The 13296-nt window shown below is 50.9% G+C and carries 16 protein-coding genes and 1 pseudogene; 7 read left to right on the forward strand and 10 right to left on the reverse strand.

Features of this window, described 5'->3' with window-relative positions:
• Positions 1–322 (forward strand): annotated as a pseudogene (locus C3451_RS06895) (hypothetical protein); the annotation flags it as partial.
• A gap of 5 nt (positions 323–327) precedes the next feature.
• Positions 328–852, forward strand: a complete 525-nt coding sequence (locus C3451_RS06900; RefSeq protein ID WP_124304263.1) for a hypothetical protein — start codon at positions 328–330, stop codon at positions 850–852.
• A gap of 157 nt (positions 853–1009) precedes the next feature.
• Here C3451_RS06900 and C3451_RS06905 read toward each other — a convergent pair whose 3' ends face one another.
• The 6 genes from C3451_RS06905 to C3451_RS06935 all read right to left on the reverse strand — a co-directional run bounded on the left by C3451_RS06905 (position 1010) and on the right by C3451_RS06935 (position 6417).
• A complete protein-coding gene (locus C3451_RS06905; protein ID WP_124304264.1) occupies positions 1010–1519 on the reverse strand; it encodes a hypothetical protein in 510 nt (169 codons plus the stop codon).
• Entirely contained in the window at positions 1486–4050 is a 2565-nt protein-coding gene (locus tag C3451_RS06910; RefSeq protein WP_240034211.1) for a replication endonuclease, read from the reverse strand. The genes C3451_RS06905 and C3451_RS06910 overlap by 34 nt, the downstream gene beginning before the upstream one ends.
• A gap of 179 nt (positions 4051–4229) precedes the next feature.
• Positions 4230–5219 (reverse strand): Dam family site-specific DNA-(adenine-N6)-methyltransferase, encoded by a 990-nt coding sequence (locus tag C3451_RS06915; RefSeq protein WP_124304265.1) that lies wholly within the window; start codon positions 5217–5219, stop codon positions 4230–4232.
• A complete protein-coding gene (locus C3451_RS06920) occupies positions 5212–5379 on the reverse strand; it encodes a hypothetical protein (protein WP_157911316.1) in 168 nt (55 codons plus the stop codon). The genes C3451_RS06915 and C3451_RS06920 overlap by 8 nt, the downstream gene beginning before the upstream one ends.
• Positions 5380–5459: 80 nt before the next feature.
• Positions 5460–5741, reverse strand: a complete 282-nt coding sequence (locus C3451_RS06925; protein WP_124304267.1) for a hypothetical protein — start codon at positions 5739–5741, stop codon at positions 5460–5462.
• A 214-nt stretch (positions 5742–5955) separates the two neighbouring features.
• Positions 5956–6417, reverse strand: coding sequence for a hypothetical protein (locus tag C3451_RS06935; RefSeq protein WP_224787880.1), 462 nt, complete (start codon positions 6415–6417; stop codon positions 5956–5958).
• Between the two features lie 123 nt (positions 6418–6540).
• On the opposite strand from C3451_RS06935, the gene C3451_RS06940 reads away from it, so the two are divergent.
• The 3 genes from C3451_RS06940 to cueR all read left to right on the forward strand — a co-directional run bounded on the left by C3451_RS06940 (position 6541) and on the right by cueR (position 8429).
• A complete protein-coding gene (locus C3451_RS06940; RefSeq protein WP_124304269.1) occupies positions 6541–6840 on the forward strand; it encodes a helix-turn-helix transcriptional regulator in 300 nt (99 codons plus the stop codon).
• A 69-nt stretch (positions 6841–6909) separates the two neighbouring features.
• On the forward strand, positions 6910–7932 hold the full coding sequence (locus C3451_RS06945) for a tyrosine-type recombinase/integrase (RefSeq protein ID WP_124304270.1): 1023 nt from the start codon (positions 6910–6912) through the stop codon (positions 7930–7932).
• 86 nt (positions 7933–8018) lie between these two features.
• Entirely contained in the window at positions 8019–8429 is a 411-nt protein-coding gene (gene cueR, locus C3451_RS06950) for a Cu(I)-responsive transcriptional regulator (protein ID WP_017383222.1), read from the forward strand.
• Here cueR and C3451_RS06955 read toward each other — a convergent pair.
• The 3 genes from C3451_RS06955 to C3451_RS06965 all read right to left on the reverse strand — a co-directional run bounded on the left by C3451_RS06955 (position 8426) and on the right by C3451_RS06965 (position 10798).
• Positions 8426–8878 carry an NfeD family protein gene (locus tag C3451_RS06955; protein ID WP_032624729.1) on the reverse strand — a complete coding sequence of 151 codons (453 nt, stop codon included), beginning with the start codon at positions 8876–8878 and terminating at the stop codon, positions 8426–8428. The two genes, cueR and C3451_RS06955, sit on opposite strands and share 4 nt — an antisense overlap.
• Positions 8875–9789, reverse strand: coding sequence for an SPFH domain-containing protein (locus C3451_RS06960; protein ID WP_003858941.1), 915 nt, complete (start codon positions 9787–9789; stop codon positions 8875–8877). Before C3451_RS06960 ends, C3451_RS06955 begins: the two co-directional genes overlap by 4 nt.
• A gap of 154 nt (positions 9790–9943) precedes the next feature.
• On the reverse strand, positions 9944–10798 hold the full coding sequence (locus C3451_RS06965; protein ID WP_022647288.1) for a hypothetical protein: 855 nt from the start codon (positions 10796–10798) through the stop codon (positions 9944–9946).
• A 142-nt stretch (positions 10799–10940) separates the two neighbouring features.
• On the opposite strand from C3451_RS06965, the gene fetA reads away from it, so the two are divergent.
• Together fetA and fetB are read left to right on the forward strand one after the other, a co-directional pair.
• Positions 10941–11612, forward strand: a complete 672-nt coding sequence (gene fetA / locus C3451_RS06970) for an iron ABC transporter ATP-binding protein FetA (protein WP_045621269.1) — start codon at positions 10941–10943, stop codon at positions 11610–11612.
• The gene (gene fetB, locus C3451_RS06975) at positions 11605–12387 is read left to right on the forward strand and encodes an iron export ABC transporter permease subunit FetB (protein ID WP_022647290.1); all 783 of its coding nucleotides are present in this window, start codon (positions 11605–11607) and stop codon (positions 12385–12387) included. The genes fetA and fetB overlap by 8 nt, the downstream gene beginning before the upstream one ends.
• 49 nt (positions 12388–12436) lie before the next feature.
• Here the strand turns inward: fetB and C3451_RS06980 are convergent, their stop codons facing one another.
• Complete coding sequence (locus C3451_RS06980; protein WP_022647291.1) at positions 12437–13291, reverse strand: co-chaperone YbbN; 855 nt, start codon at positions 13289–13291, stop codon at positions 12437–12439.
• Positions 13292–13296: the final 5 nt, after the last annotated feature.

A 13296-nucleotide genomic window follows, 5' to 3' on the forward strand; every position in this document is an offset into this window, starting at 1 on the left:
CAATCGATCCCGCTCACACCCGGAAGCGAGAAAACGCGCTGAGAAGGCGAAAAAGGCCGAAGAATGGCAATTAAAGGCATCACCTCCCGACCCTCCGTCGCGTGGGCTGTTCCCCCGTCACCTGCGCGCGACATTTGCTTCGTTTTTTGTGCATTTCCCGATCTGGTGTCAGACCGCGCCGCCACAGGGCGGAAAGGGCATAAACAGCATCAAAAAAATTGTGCAAATTTGTGCACGTTTGTGCAACCTGAACAAACGGTTTTCAATGTTCAAAGCGCGTGATAAGTTGCAAAATCTGAATGGAACTATTTTTCCGGAGTAACAGGGATGAAAAAAGACTCATACCCCTATCTAATTTCCGTCACTGTTTTTTTTCTCGGTGCGGTTTTTCTGTTGATCTGGTGGAAGGTAACAATTTACAGAGAAACGTTTCTTAACCCAGTCACATCACGTTACGTCATTCTTGGCTCTTTGGCCGTTTCGTTCTTCATCTCAATATTCATGGTGAGTAAAGGGGTTGTGAAAGATGGCAAAATTAGTGCTTACCTGAAGCTTTTTGGTGGAGTAAGCATATTGATGGTGATGTTTTCAGTTGTAGCTGTTATGACGATTACATATTTTCTACCTGGTGTGTACTCATCCTATACAGCCTCATATACGTATGCTTCGGGCAGTTCTAAGAGTTGCTCAGGGGCTGATGTTGACGATCCTGAACTGGAAACTAATATCAGAATTTGCTACCCCGATGGTAATTACGAATACAATGACGATGTTTATGTTGAAAAGCGCAGTAACATTCTGGGGGCTGTAGTCACTCATGCAGTGACCTTTTCTCACAACTCGCGCGAATAATTGGCATCACCTGGTGGGTGCCACTTTGTGGCACCAGCGGACTCTTTGCCGCCCGCACCCGCAGAATCGTTATAACCTTCGCAACTTGTTGCGAAGGTTATAACGATTGCCATTTGGTTCTTTGCCGGTGGTCTTGCGCACATGAGGTAAACCCATCTTAGAAGACTGGGTTAATTTTGCGGTGGTAGAGCACTTCCCACAGCAGCGATATCAGCTCTTCCTGCCTGATATCCACGGCTTCGCTGGCATCATATTTAGCCATCAGCTCATTGATGCGCTCAACAGATAACGGGCCTGCGGAATTTACCGCTGATCGGGAAGATGGGAGACTGCTTTCTTCAGGCGGATGCTCTTCACGCCGTTTCTTTGCCGCCCTCTCATTCATCAACTGCCATTCGGGATATCGGCTAAATAGCTCACGCTCGGTACTGGTTCGTGCATCATGGCCTTCATCTGCCAGTCGCGCTGGTTCTGGCTCGAAGCTTTCAGACAAAGCAATATCTTCGGGAGCGTCAAACGGTTTTAACCCCTTGCAGGTGCAGCAAATGCGATCATTAAAATAATACTTTTCCTTGTAGTGCAGCTCGTTACCACACTTACGGCATCGCTTAATTTTGTTACTGATGAAATCAATTACTTCCTGCTCTCGCTGTTCTTCGTCAAACATACGCGCTGCCCCTGATTCCTGGTGCCAAACAACCTGTCCCACGCAGCCGGATCAGCTTTTTTCAACATTTCCGCATAGCTGCCAACGGGATCATGCCTGATATCTCTGCTGTCAACATTATGACTTAGCTTCATATGCTGCCACAAATCGGCGGTCTTCCGGTCAGCGCCATTATCTTTTCTGCGTCTCAGCTCTCCGCTACTGGTTGCGGAGACAATAAAGCCATCAATTCGCAAACGCTCACCGCGTAGCAATAACGTTAACTGGCCTGTGCTCAGCTCTATGCCTATTGATTTGGCAAAATCATCCAGTGTCGCAATGCAATCGGCTGATACAGGAGCTGGCCCGGTAACAGCAGGCATACTCCTTTCCTGCTGCCTCAATTCCTGAGCAACTTTTAGATAGCTCTCCGCTCTGGACTGCTCAATATCATCACAATCTGATGCCGTAATGGCATTAGCCAGCGACTCAAACTCATCAGCAGGTGATTTTTGCCGTTCCGGTTTGTAGTTTCTGATGCTTTCGTTGAGCCGTTTTTTCTGCTCGTGGGTCATTTGACCAATTTCATACTGTTCAGGCTCAACTGGTGGCGAATTGTCCCCCCCTGAACTTGTGTGTTTTTTGACCTTGGTACAGTTATTGACACGAGTCCAAGAGGGCGCAGACGCGCCCTTAAGGTCAAAACCCGGATCGGCGCGGTCTGAAGATTTAGGCTTCATCTTCACAATACGATAAGAATGGAGGCGCGTTTCTACGGGCGGAATGCTGGATGCTGGCATAACCAGACCCTTGATAGCTTTCTGATACTCGCCGTAACTGCTTGGCTCGTTTTTGTATTGATACCAGGCGCGCAGCACCAACTTGGAACGGGAAACAAAAGGGCCACCCTGCAAAGTGATGTACCCCTGCCAATCTCCCGCGTGAGCCGCGCGGTGCAGCTCACCAAAAACAGGACTAACCCTGTCGGCTAAATCCTGATTTCTCAGGCGGCGCAGTTCACGCCAGACTGACACCGGCGCGCCCCCTAAAAACTGGAATTGACGTATACCCCAGCATGACGCCCAGGCCGTTGCGTGCTTCGCGGTTTCCTTCAGTGGGCGTCCACTTTCGTGATCGCTCTCGCCGTCCAGGGCGTAACCATCAATGTTTTTTGAGATGTATTTGACGACATAACCCGTAGCGCTACCCAGAGCCGGATCAATCGGCTTAAGTTCAAAGCGGGGCTGCTTACCAGACTTACCAGTTAACTCTTCCGCATCCTCACGCGTTGCGTAGTCTTCCATGACCTCTTTCAACTCCGAAGTATGCTCTGGGGCTGTAAACAGCAGGCCGTGCCAGTGCGGAGTACCGTCATGATGGGATTCAGCGACGCGAAGACCGAAAATAGGAATTTCGCGGCGTGAGAGTTCAGCGCGAATCTGTTGCCATATTTGATTGAGATACCGCTGTGATCGGCGTGGGCTTGCCCCGTTCCACTTGTGGTTACGGTGTCCAAACGCGGTATAGGCGTGATATTTAGACGGGGCGGTTAGCGTGAAGAAACTTCCGGCATAACCGCTTTCCGTTGCCACCTTCTCAAAGCCACCAATACGCGTCATAAGTTCTACGCGGCGTTTTTCAGGGTTCGATATGCTTTTATCAATCTGCTCTATAAGCGACATGCGCTCACCCGTGACCTGATCTTCAAGCTCCAGGCGGCTCATGATTTCCCTGCTACGCTTGCGACGCGCATCCCACTGTTTAACGTGGTTTTTGCTGCAATAGGGGGAAACATCGCGACGCACATCACCAAAGGCAATATGCAGATGTTCACGCCAGCGGCGCGCGTACTTTCGCAGCAGACGTGACCAAAAACGATCATCGAGAATTTTTCGAATTGAAGCGGCCATTTCATCAAGTGGCATTTTGCGCCGTGAAGCCCAGGGTGCGATTAGTCCGAAGTAAGCAATTAGCCTTGAGCCTTCACGCAGCATTCGTTTGCTGTAATCCACAGGGCTAAGTACAGCACAGGTTTCACTCACTTCAGCTAAGGCAGCATTTGCATAAATAGCGATATCCTGAGCAAGTAAATCAATATCTTCGTCCGTGCTGTCAGCCAACTGATTGAACCGGCGCGTTAGCTCACGAAGGTTTTCAAACGTATGAAACAGTGGGTTTAATTCGGAAGAAATGATCCATTCACTGCCAACAGGCACGGCGTATTGCTCTGTAACTGCTCGCACGTGGGGAAGGTCGCGTGCCACGATATTGCGAAGGGTTAACTTTGCGATGTGACGTCCTTTGTCAGCGTGTACGGCATTTATGCGGGAGGAAACGCGGCGGCGGATAAATGTAGGTAGTGGCTTGAGGGTATCTTCAACCCACGCGAAAAACTCCTGCTCTTGACCCAGTTCATATAGATCAACAGCGGGAGTCTTATCGACAGCAATGGCCTGTTTGGGTTCATTCCACGGATAGGCGTACCGGGTCGCCTCGTTAAAGCTGCCCGGTTTATCCGTAGTCATAGAGTGAACACGACGCGCCTGAGTCACCGGCTCACCCTAGATTGTCATAGTGTCGCCGGGCTTTACTTCCCGCGCGTCACGTTCGGAATAACTGATTATCTCGGTGTTGCTGTAACCACCCTCACTAAGAACCTCAACGCGCGTGATCCACAAATTACGGTATGGGCGAACGTCCAGAACCCTTGTTACTACCGCTTCAACTGTATTCATCGGAACACCTCCTGATCTTCAAAAGCACCAGAAGCCACCATTTCTGAATAAGTCGTATCGCCCATTACAGCACCACAATCAGGACAGCCACCGCCTACGCGCCCACAGCAATCACAGACACGCAGAGTGCCAATCACCTCGCCAGCCAAATTACGAGTTTTAGCCCCAACTGAGCGCCGAACTTCAAAAGGCTTAAGGGTGAACGGGTAATAAATTTGGCGCGTGTCCGCGGTGTCACTACCTGAAAAAACGGACACACAACCTTCATTGTTATGAGCGGCGATTAATGCCCCAACCAGGTCACGGTGATCCGTTGCCGTGAAGGGTTTTCCATAAGCGGTGAAATCAGCCGTTGTGCTGGCTGGCAGGTATGGCGGATCACAGTAAAGTACTGTGTTTTCAAATACACGGCTGGCAACAGGAATGGTGTAGCGGAAATCCGCACAAAGAAACTGAGCGCCTTTCTCATATGCCCTTTTAGCAAAGTGCTGAATCTCCGCCACAGGGAAAATTGGCTTGCGGCGATGTCCAAAAGGTACATTGAATTCATTCTTTGCATTTACACGATACAAACCGTTATAGCAGTGACGATTCAGATAAAGGAATAAGGCGGCAAATCTTATAAACTCTTCAGGATCATACAGCCTGTTATCGTGCCCTTTATTATCAGTGCAGGAACGAAAATCACGATTGAATACATTAAATTCATTTCGAAACTGATAATATGATTCTTTATTATTTCCGCCTTCAAAAAGTTCAACGGCGGCATTCAACAAACCTTCAGTGTTACTTTTCAGAATCGAATAAAAATTGATAAGCGCGGCATTGCTATCGCACAGAATATAAGTCTTATAGTCAGTATTCAGGAAAACACTGCCACTGCCCACGAAAGGCTCAACCAGGCAATCACCTTGGGGCAAAGCATCAAGCACATGCGACATAGCGCGAGACTTGCCGCCCGCCCAGATAAGAGGGGAGTTAACCATTTTTACGCTCCTTGTTTACTGCGACCTGTTCTCTGTTGACGATCCAATCTTCCAGGCTGCGGTAAATTTCATTAGTGGAAAGCTTTTCTTTCTTCATCAGGTTTAATTTGATACGCAACAACCCAAGCAGGTGCGCGCGGTCATTAGTTTGAATTGTCATGTTCAATCCCCTGAGAAAAGATAAAACGAAGCCCCGGAAAAAATGCCGTATATAAATCAGTTCATAGTGCCGTTGTTAAATCAGCGCGCGCCGCTATTCCAGTACGCTTCTAATTCTGCGGTGAATAATTTGCAAATTGAGCCGCCCGGAAGAATTGAAAATTGAATGCCTGTTTCTATACAACGTACCTCAAAACCATTTCGCGCAATATCGGAAAGAGCCATACCCTGAACTACATTACGCGATCTGCTGTATTGATGATCGGGGCCGTAACCGCTACGCGATAAAGTGCGCGCATCATTTTGCCTTGTAGCATTCAAACGGTTTCGCGCTTCGATAACTGCTGCTGTTGAAGTTGCCATTAGTGCCTCCGATGTAGCTGATCGATAGTCTGTCGAGCCTGAGACAATCCGAAGTCCAGCCCCAGATAATTACCATCTTTGGTTATTTGATATCGCTGACGTGAATACGGCTTTTGGCGTGGCAACTTCAGGATTGTGAAGCCGCGATAGATTGCTGTTTTGCTATTGATCTGGATAAGCATTTTCAATCCCTGTACCTGTAGGTCCGCTATTGTCATGCAATGCGGCGTTGCTGGCTGTGACTGTTGCGCTTGTGCGTTGAATGTTGGTTACCAGTTACACGGCGATATGTTTTCTTATCTCGCATCAACCGATCAATGAAGTGCTTTTCTTCTGGAGTAATGAGTGCGCGGCAATGAGCTACAGCATTCCAATATTCTTGCAGCATGATGAAACGTTTAGGACGTTTCGAACCGGGCATCCCTTCGCGATGAACTGGCAATTGTGCGCGGTCCATCAGGTTGCGAACGCTCTTTAACGTGCGGCCAGTCAGATAAGCAAACTCTACCGGCGTAACGAAAATCTGTTTTTGCAGTTCTTCAGTATTCATATCCCGGATGCTTTCAGCCTGCGCGGTGGTCATTTTGCACGTGCGAGCAACGCGAGCATTATCTAACGGGAATTGGCGTAAATGTTGAGATCCCGCCGTTAAATCAATTTCTCGTAATTGTGTCATTTGTTAGACTCCATACGTTGAGGTCATTTGAGGCTTAATGAGCACTAATCGGCTTCTGGTGGCACTGTGGGCAAATGTTGCCTGTGTGCTTAATTTTCATGATTGTGATGAGATCTTATCATTATGTCAATGACGCAAGGCGAAAAACTGGCGCTTATTCGCGACTCTGAACGTTTAACTAAAAGGCAAATGTCTGAATTAACAGGGTTAAATTATTCAAGTTATGGGGGGTATGAGCGTGATAAGACGAAAATGACGCTCGAAGCAGCAGTGAGTATTTTTGGACACCCTCGTTTTCATAAGTATCAAGACTGGTTTATGTATGACCGGATCGACCCAAGCCGGGGCCAGATCGCACCGGCTCTCGCACACTTTGGGCAACAGACAACGCAATCAGACCACTCCGGGAAACAGACTGGTTAACTTTATATAAAAATTACATTTTCACTATTTGTTACCAAGATAGTGAACTGACAATCGGAGGGTCTTCTTATGTCCGTTAAGAAACTCGAAGATGGTCGCTATGAAGTGGATGTAAGGCCGCGCGGGCGCGATGGAAAACGCATTCGGCGGAAGTTTGACAGAAAGACAGAAGCGCACGCATTTGAGCGCAGTATCATTGCCAAATTTCAGAATCATGATTATCTGAATAAACCGGCTGATAAACGAAAGCTAAGCGAGTTTATTGCGCTTTGGTGGCAGTTGATTGGACGAAACAAAAACTATGCGAACCGCAGACTAAGCGCGGTTAATTGCATTTGCCAGGATATGGGCGACCCTATGCTTTACCAGCTTGATGCACGTTGCATTATTGATTACCGAGCATACAGGCTGGAGCAGGGGATTAAGGCTTCAACGATAAATCATGACCTTTTCGCCTTGAGTGGAATTTTCAAGTCAATGGCGGAGATCGACGAGTTCCACGGGGAAAATCCTGTGACATCGGTTGCCGCGTTGAAAGAGCCCAAAACCGAAATGTCATACCTGACACAGACCGAGGTTGATCGGCTCTTGTCGCTATGTTCCGGTGATTACTACCGCATAGCGATTTTGCTGCTGGCTACCGGTGCAAGGTGGGGGGAGGCATACAATCTGAAAGCGGAAAATATTGTCGGTAACAGAGTCATGTTTACCCTGACAAAAAACGGTGAAAGGCGCGTTGTTCCGATATCGGATGATATCGCCAGGATAATTAAACACAGGGAATCAGGTCGACTTTTCCGGGTGAGTTACAAGACGTTCCGCTTGAGGATGAAAGAAGCAAAACCCAATTTGCCAGATGGACAGGCGGCCCATGCTTTGCGGCACACGTTCGCGACGCACTTCATGATGAAGGGGGGCAACATCATTGCCTTACAGAGAATCTTGGGTCATGCGGATATTTCGCAAACGATGGTTTACGCGCACTTCGCTCCAGATTATTTACTGGACGCTGTGAGCTATAATCCTCTTAGCGGAATGTCCACATTGTGTCCACACTCTGGAGGCAAAGCGGGGGATTTGCGGGTTAGTTAAGTCTGCAAAATACTGATTCGGCGCAGTACCTTAAGGGGCTGCGCCTGTCAGAATCCCACCATCAAGGGGAAGGTCAAGGGGGAAATGTGAATATCAGCGATGTTGCGAAAAAAACCGGCTTAACCAGCAAAGCGATTCGCTTTTATGAGGAAAAAGGGCTGGTGACGCCACCGTTGCGCAGTGAAAACGGCTACCGCAGCTATACGCAGCTGCACCTTGACGAACTGACGTTACTGCGCCAGGCAAGACAGGTAGGATTTAACCTTGAAGAGTGCGGCGAGCTGGTTAACCTGTTTAACGATCCGAAACGCCACAGTGCCGACGTGAAAAAACGTACGCTGGAAAAAGTGGCGGAGATCGAACGCCATATCATCGAATTACAGGCGATGCGTGAGCAACTGTTACAGCTGGCAGAATCCTGCCCGGGAGATGACAGCGCCGAGTGCCCGATTATCGACAATCTTTCCGGCTGCTGCCACCGTAAAACCCACGCCTAACAGGCTTTAACCCGCAGGGTAATGCCTTCTACCGCAATGACCTCAACCCGCGTGCCGGCGCTGAGGTCATCATCGGCCACCACCGGCCATGAACTGTCCCCCACACGCACATGACCGCGTCCGTTGATCAGCGCGTTATCAAGCGTAAAACGTTTACCCACGATCTGCTGCCCACGCTGATTGAGATGCGCGTCGACCGGCTTCTGCGCCTTCACCCGTTTGTTCAGCCAGCGCCACCACAGCCAGGCGGCCAGCAGCGTCAGCACGGCAAACAGCGCGCCCTGCCACTCCCAGCCGACAGGCAGCAGCCAGACGACCAGCCCGGTAATCACAGCGGCAACACCGCTCCACAGCAGATAACCGTTGCCGCCAAGCATCTCGGCGGCCAGCAGCAAGCCGCCAAGGCTTAGCCAGAACGCATGAGGATGTGCAACGATGAGCTCAATCATTTTTTACGCTCGTTTCCGCCGTCTTTGATCAACTCGGCAATTCCGGCGATAGATCCCATCAGACTGCTGGCATCCAGCGGCATCATCACCACTTTGCTGTTGTTCGCAGAGCCGATCTCCTTCAGCGCATCGGTATATTTTTGCGCGACGAAGTAGTTCACAGCCTGGATATCCCCGGCGGCAATCGCCTCGGAAACCATTTGCGTCGCGCGGGCTTCCGCTTCTGCCGAACGTTCACGCGCTTCTGCCTGGAGGAAGGCAGACTGACGGTCGCCCTCGGCTTTCAGGATCTGCGACTGTTTTTCCCCTTCCGCTTTCAGGATCTCGGCCTGACGCACCCCTTCGGCTTCAAGAATATAGGCGCGTTTGGTACGCTCGGCCTTCATCTGCGCGTTCATGGAAGCAATCAGCTCTGCCGGTGGGCGCACGTCGCGGATCTCAATGCGGGTCACTTTGATCCCCCACGGATTGGTGGCTTCATCAACAATGTGCAGCAGGCGGGTATTAATGCTGTCGCGCTGGGAGAGCATTTCGTCCAGCTCCATCGAGCCAAGCACGGTACGGATGTTGGTCATCGTCAGGTTGACGATCGCCAGCTCCAGGTTGCTCACCTCATAGGCCGCTTTCGGCGCATCAATCACCTGAATAAAGCACACCGCATCGATGGTGACGTTGGCGTTATCCTTAGAGATGACTTCCTGGGAAGGAATATCCAGCACCTGCTCCATCATGTTGATTTTACGCCCAATTCTGTCCATGAAGGGGACGATCAGGCTTAAACCCGGCTGAAGGGTATTGGTGTAGCGACCGAAACGTTCGACGGTCCACTGGTAACCCTGCGGGACAATTTTGACGCCTGCGCCCACGATAACCAGCGCAACGAAAATAAGGACAGGAACAACGATGAGCATAAAAACCTCCTGTTTTGCATGCCGTAACGAGAAAAATTGCGTATTTGTTGAACGTAAGTATATCGGTTAACGGGCGGGATTTCGCCCCTGTAAAGAGGTGGGAACCGGACTGGTAAAATTAAAACGCCCCGCCAGGAGAGCGGGGCGCATAGCGTTACTCTTCAGACCAGGTATAGCTGAAGTCGGTGATAAACCCATCCCCGGCGTCAGCGATGGCTTTCGATAAGCCCTGATAGTATTTTTCCAGGCCGATGGCCTCTATCTGCTGGATCTGCTCGCGAACGGGAGCGCAGAACAGTACTGCATTGCCCGCTCCGACACGTTTGTTGTTCGGCGGCAGATCGCCGGTAATCCCCTTAAACCAGGTTCTGATCCCTTGCTTTAAGCTGTGCGGCGCTTTTGCAAGATCCTTCTGGCCTGTCAGCACCTGTAAGGTGGGGAACTCATTTGCATTGACGGCGGTTTTCATGCGTGCAAAGAACGCGGTAAAAAGCTCAAAAGAGCCGAGATCCGTGACGCGAGGCTTGGTGGTTTTTCCGTTTTTATTGCCCATTTTTCCGGCAGGGGCTGTAGGCGCCGGAACCACATTGACCTTATGCAGATCCAGACCAAACAGCAGATTGCAGTGCGCCCGGCGCTCTTTAAGCGGGTAGGACATTAGCACGTCAATAAACGCCGTCGCCTTCACATCGGCCAGGTCATGGTTAATCAGCCATTGCGAGCGGGCAAATTCCGCGGGGGAAACGAACCAGTCCGGCACCTCAGTAAAGCGTCTGGATTTACCCTTGCCGTCAAACTCGAGAAAGTAAGCCCCATCATCGAAAGCAAAATAGCAGTTTTTAAAGCTACCGATTGTGGTGTTAACGATGAGCGCCTTCTTAACAAAATCGACCACCTCTGCACCCATGACAAAACGCGTGAGTTCAGAAGAATTGATGACTTCCATTAATGTTTCCACATCTGGAACACCAGGCTTCAGGGAAGAGAACTCATAAAAGATATGTGTCATGTTGCTGACTTCCTGTAGTTATAGAGGTGACAATTACCGAACAAAAAGTTTAACACTTGCGATAGGTTAAGGCTATTCGCGCAGCGTAGCGGAAAGGATTATGCTAAAGGCTGTTCTTATCACAGCGGTTAACGGAATCGGAATGAATAATAAAAAAAATCTTCTGGATATCAGGGATGTTGGCTTTCGTGTGGGTGATAACACCATCCTTCAGCACGTCGATTTTTGTCTCTCTCCGGGCGAATTTAAACTCATAACCGGCCCCTCCGGCTGCGGCAAAAGCACCCTCCTGAAAATCGTGGCTTCGCTACTGAGTCCAACGGAGGGAACCATCCTGTTTGAAGGGAAAGATATCGCCACGCTTACACCGGAAAGCTATCGCCAGCAGGTGTCATACTGCGTGCAAACGCCGTCCCTGTTTGGCGACACGGTGTACGACAATCTGGTTTTCCCCTGGCACATCCGCAACCAAACGCCCGATCCGAAAAAGTTTGCGGACGATCTGACCCGTTTTGGGCTTCCGCCGGAGACGCTGACCAAATCGACTGCCGAACTGTCAGGCGGGGAAAAGCAGCGCGTCTCGCTGATCCGTAACCTGCAATTCCTGCCGAAGGTGCTTTTGCTGGACGAAATCACCAGCGCGCTGGATGACGCTAACACGCGCAACGTCAATGAGATTATTCATCGCTACGTCCGTGAACAGGATATTGCCGTGCTGTGGGTGACGCACGATTCAAACGAAATTAGCCATGCGGATGATGTCATCACGCTCAGGCCGCAGGGCGGGAAAATGGAGGAGGCTCACCGTGGGTGAACATAACATAACCAACGAATCGCTGGCGCTGTCGATGGTCCTGGTGCTGGTGGCGATTGTGGTCAGCTACCGGGAGAAGCTGGGGCTGGAAAAAGATATTCTGTGGAGTATCGTTCGCGCGGTCATTCAGCTCATCATCGTCGGCTATGTGCTGAAATACATCTTCAACGTCAATCATGCCGTGCTGACCCTGTTGATGGTGCTGTTTATCTGCTTTAACGCGGCATGGAACGCGCAGAAACGCAGTAAATACATCGATAAAGCGTTCCTCTCGTCGTTTATTGCCATCACCACCGGGACCGCGTTAACGCTGGCGGTACTGGTGCTCTCCGGCTCGATAGAATTTACGCCGATGCAGGTGATCCCCATTTCCGGGATGATTGCGGGCAATGCGATGGTGGCGGTCGGGTTATGCTACAACAATCTGGGGCAACGCTTCAGCAGTGAACAGCAACAGCTTCAGGAGAAGCTAAGCCTGGGCGCGACGCCGAAGGTGGCCTCGGCGCGGTTGATCCGCGACAGCATTCGTTCATCGCTGATCCCAACGGTGGATTCCGCCAAAACCGTGGGTCTGGTGAGCCTGCCGGGCATGATGTCGGGGCTGATTTTTGCCGGTATCGATCCGGTAAAAGCGATTAAATACCAGATTATGGTGACGTTTATGCTGCTCTCTACGGCGAGCCTGTCGACGATTATTGCCTGCTATCTGACCTATCGGAAGTTTTACAACGCGCGCCACCAGCTGGTGGTGACGCAGTTGAAGAAGACGGGGTAATATCGGCTTTTGTAGACCCGGCAAGCGTTAGCGCCACCGGGCATTTTTGTTAGTAAAGCAATGCGTACAGCTGACGACGATACTTAGACGCCAGCGCGTCACCGGTGCCGAGCGCGGCCAGGATCTCCTGGAACATCTTTCGCGCCTGACCGTCTGCGGCGCCCAGGTCCTTCTGAAGGTGACTAAACAGCAGCTCCAGCGCCTCTTCATTACGCCCCACCTGGTGAAGCTGAAGCGCCAGCTGGCTTGCCAGCGCGGCATCCGCCGGGTTGTCCGCAACCTGCTGCTGAAGTTGCTGAATTTCAGGGGTATCCGCCGCCTGTTTCAGCAGGTCAATCTGCGCCACCAGGCCCTGATAGCGGGTGTCCTGATCCTGCATCGGCACCGTTTTCAGCACGGCTTCCGCGTCTTCGGGGCGGTGCAGCGCAATCTGGGTCTCTGCCAGCAGCAGACCAATCTGGCTGTTCTGGTTCGACAGCTGCCACGCGTCTTTTAACAGCGGCAGCGCCTCGTCGTACTTGCCTTCCTGCATCAGCGCCATGGCTTCCTGCGCTTTCAGCTCTTCTTCGCGCGGCAGGACTTTATCCAGCAGGGCGCGGATCGCCTCTTCCGGCTGCGGCCCCTGGAAGCCATCCACCGGCTGACCGTTCTGGAACAGGTAGACGGTTGGGATCGCACGCAGGCCAAACTGGGAAGCCACCATCGGTTCGGCGTCACAATCCAGCTTCGCCAGAATGAATTGACCGTTGTACTGCGCGGCAAGGCTTTCCAGGACCGGCGTCAGCTGCAGGCAGTGTTGGCTGCGTTCAGACCAGAAGTAGAACAGCACCGGTGTAGTCATTGACTGTTCGAGTGTCTGTTGCAGGTTAGCTTCAGTTATGTTGACGATATTCTGTACGGACATGCGGC

The sequence above is a fragment of the Enterobacter sp. 301B genome (genome assembly GCF_003850715.1).
Taxonomy (GTDB): domain Bacteria; phylum Pseudomonadota; class Gammaproteobacteria; order Enterobacterales; family Enterobacteriaceae; genus Enterobacter; species Enterobacter intestinihominis.

Excerpts from the sequence above, each read along its gene's own strand:
- C3451_RS06900 (WP_124304263.1), top strand. The coding sequence starts at position 328 with ATGAAAAAAGACTCATACCCCTATCTAATTTCCGTCACTGTTTTTTTT.
- C3451_RS06905 (WP_124304264.1), bottom strand. The coding sequence starts at position 1,519 with ATGTTTGACGAAGAACAGCGAGAGCAGGAAGTAATTGATTTCATCAGT.
- C3451_RS06915 (WP_124304265.1), bottom strand. The coding sequence starts at position 5,219 with ATGGTTAACTCCCCTCTTATCTGGGCGGGCGGCAAGTCTCGCGCTATG.
- C3451_RS06920 (WP_157911316.1), bottom strand. The coding sequence starts at position 5,379 with ATGACAATTCAAACTAATGACCGCGCGCACCTGCTTGGGTTGTTGCGT.
- C3451_RS06925 (WP_124304267.1), bottom strand. The coding sequence starts at position 5,741 with ATGGCAACTTCAACAGCAGCAGTTATCGAAGCGCGAAACCGTTTGAAT.
- C3451_RS06935 (WP_224787880.1), bottom strand. The coding sequence starts at position 6,417 with ATGACACAATTACGAGAAATTGATTTAACGGCGGGATCTCAACATTTA.
- C3451_RS06940 (WP_124304269.1), top strand. The coding sequence starts at position 6,541 with ATGTCAATGACGCAAGGCGAAAAACTGGCGCTTATTCGCGACTCTGAA.
- C3451_RS06945 (WP_124304270.1), top strand. The coding sequence starts at position 6,910 with ATGTCCGTTAAGAAACTCGAAGATGGTCGCTATGAAGTGGATGTAAGG.
- C3451_RS06955 (WP_032624729.1), bottom strand. The coding sequence starts at position 8,878 with ATGATTGAGCTCATCGTTGCACATCCTCATGCGTTCTGGCTAAGCCTT.
- C3451_RS06960 (WP_003858941.1), bottom strand. The coding sequence starts at position 9,789 with ATGCTCATCGTTGTTCCTGTCCTTATTTTCGTTGCGCTGGTTATCGTG.
- C3451_RS06965 (WP_022647288.1), bottom strand. The coding sequence starts at position 10,798 with ATGACACATATCTTTTATGAGTTCTCTTCCCTGAAGCCTGGTGTTCCA.
- fetA (WP_045621269.1), top strand. The coding sequence starts at position 10,941 with ATGAATAATAAAAAAAATCTTCTGGATATCAGGGATGTTGGCTTTCGT.
- C3451_RS06980 (WP_022647291.1), bottom strand. The coding sequence starts at position 13,291 with ATGTCCGTACAGAATATCGTCAACATAACTGAAGCTAACCTGCAACAG.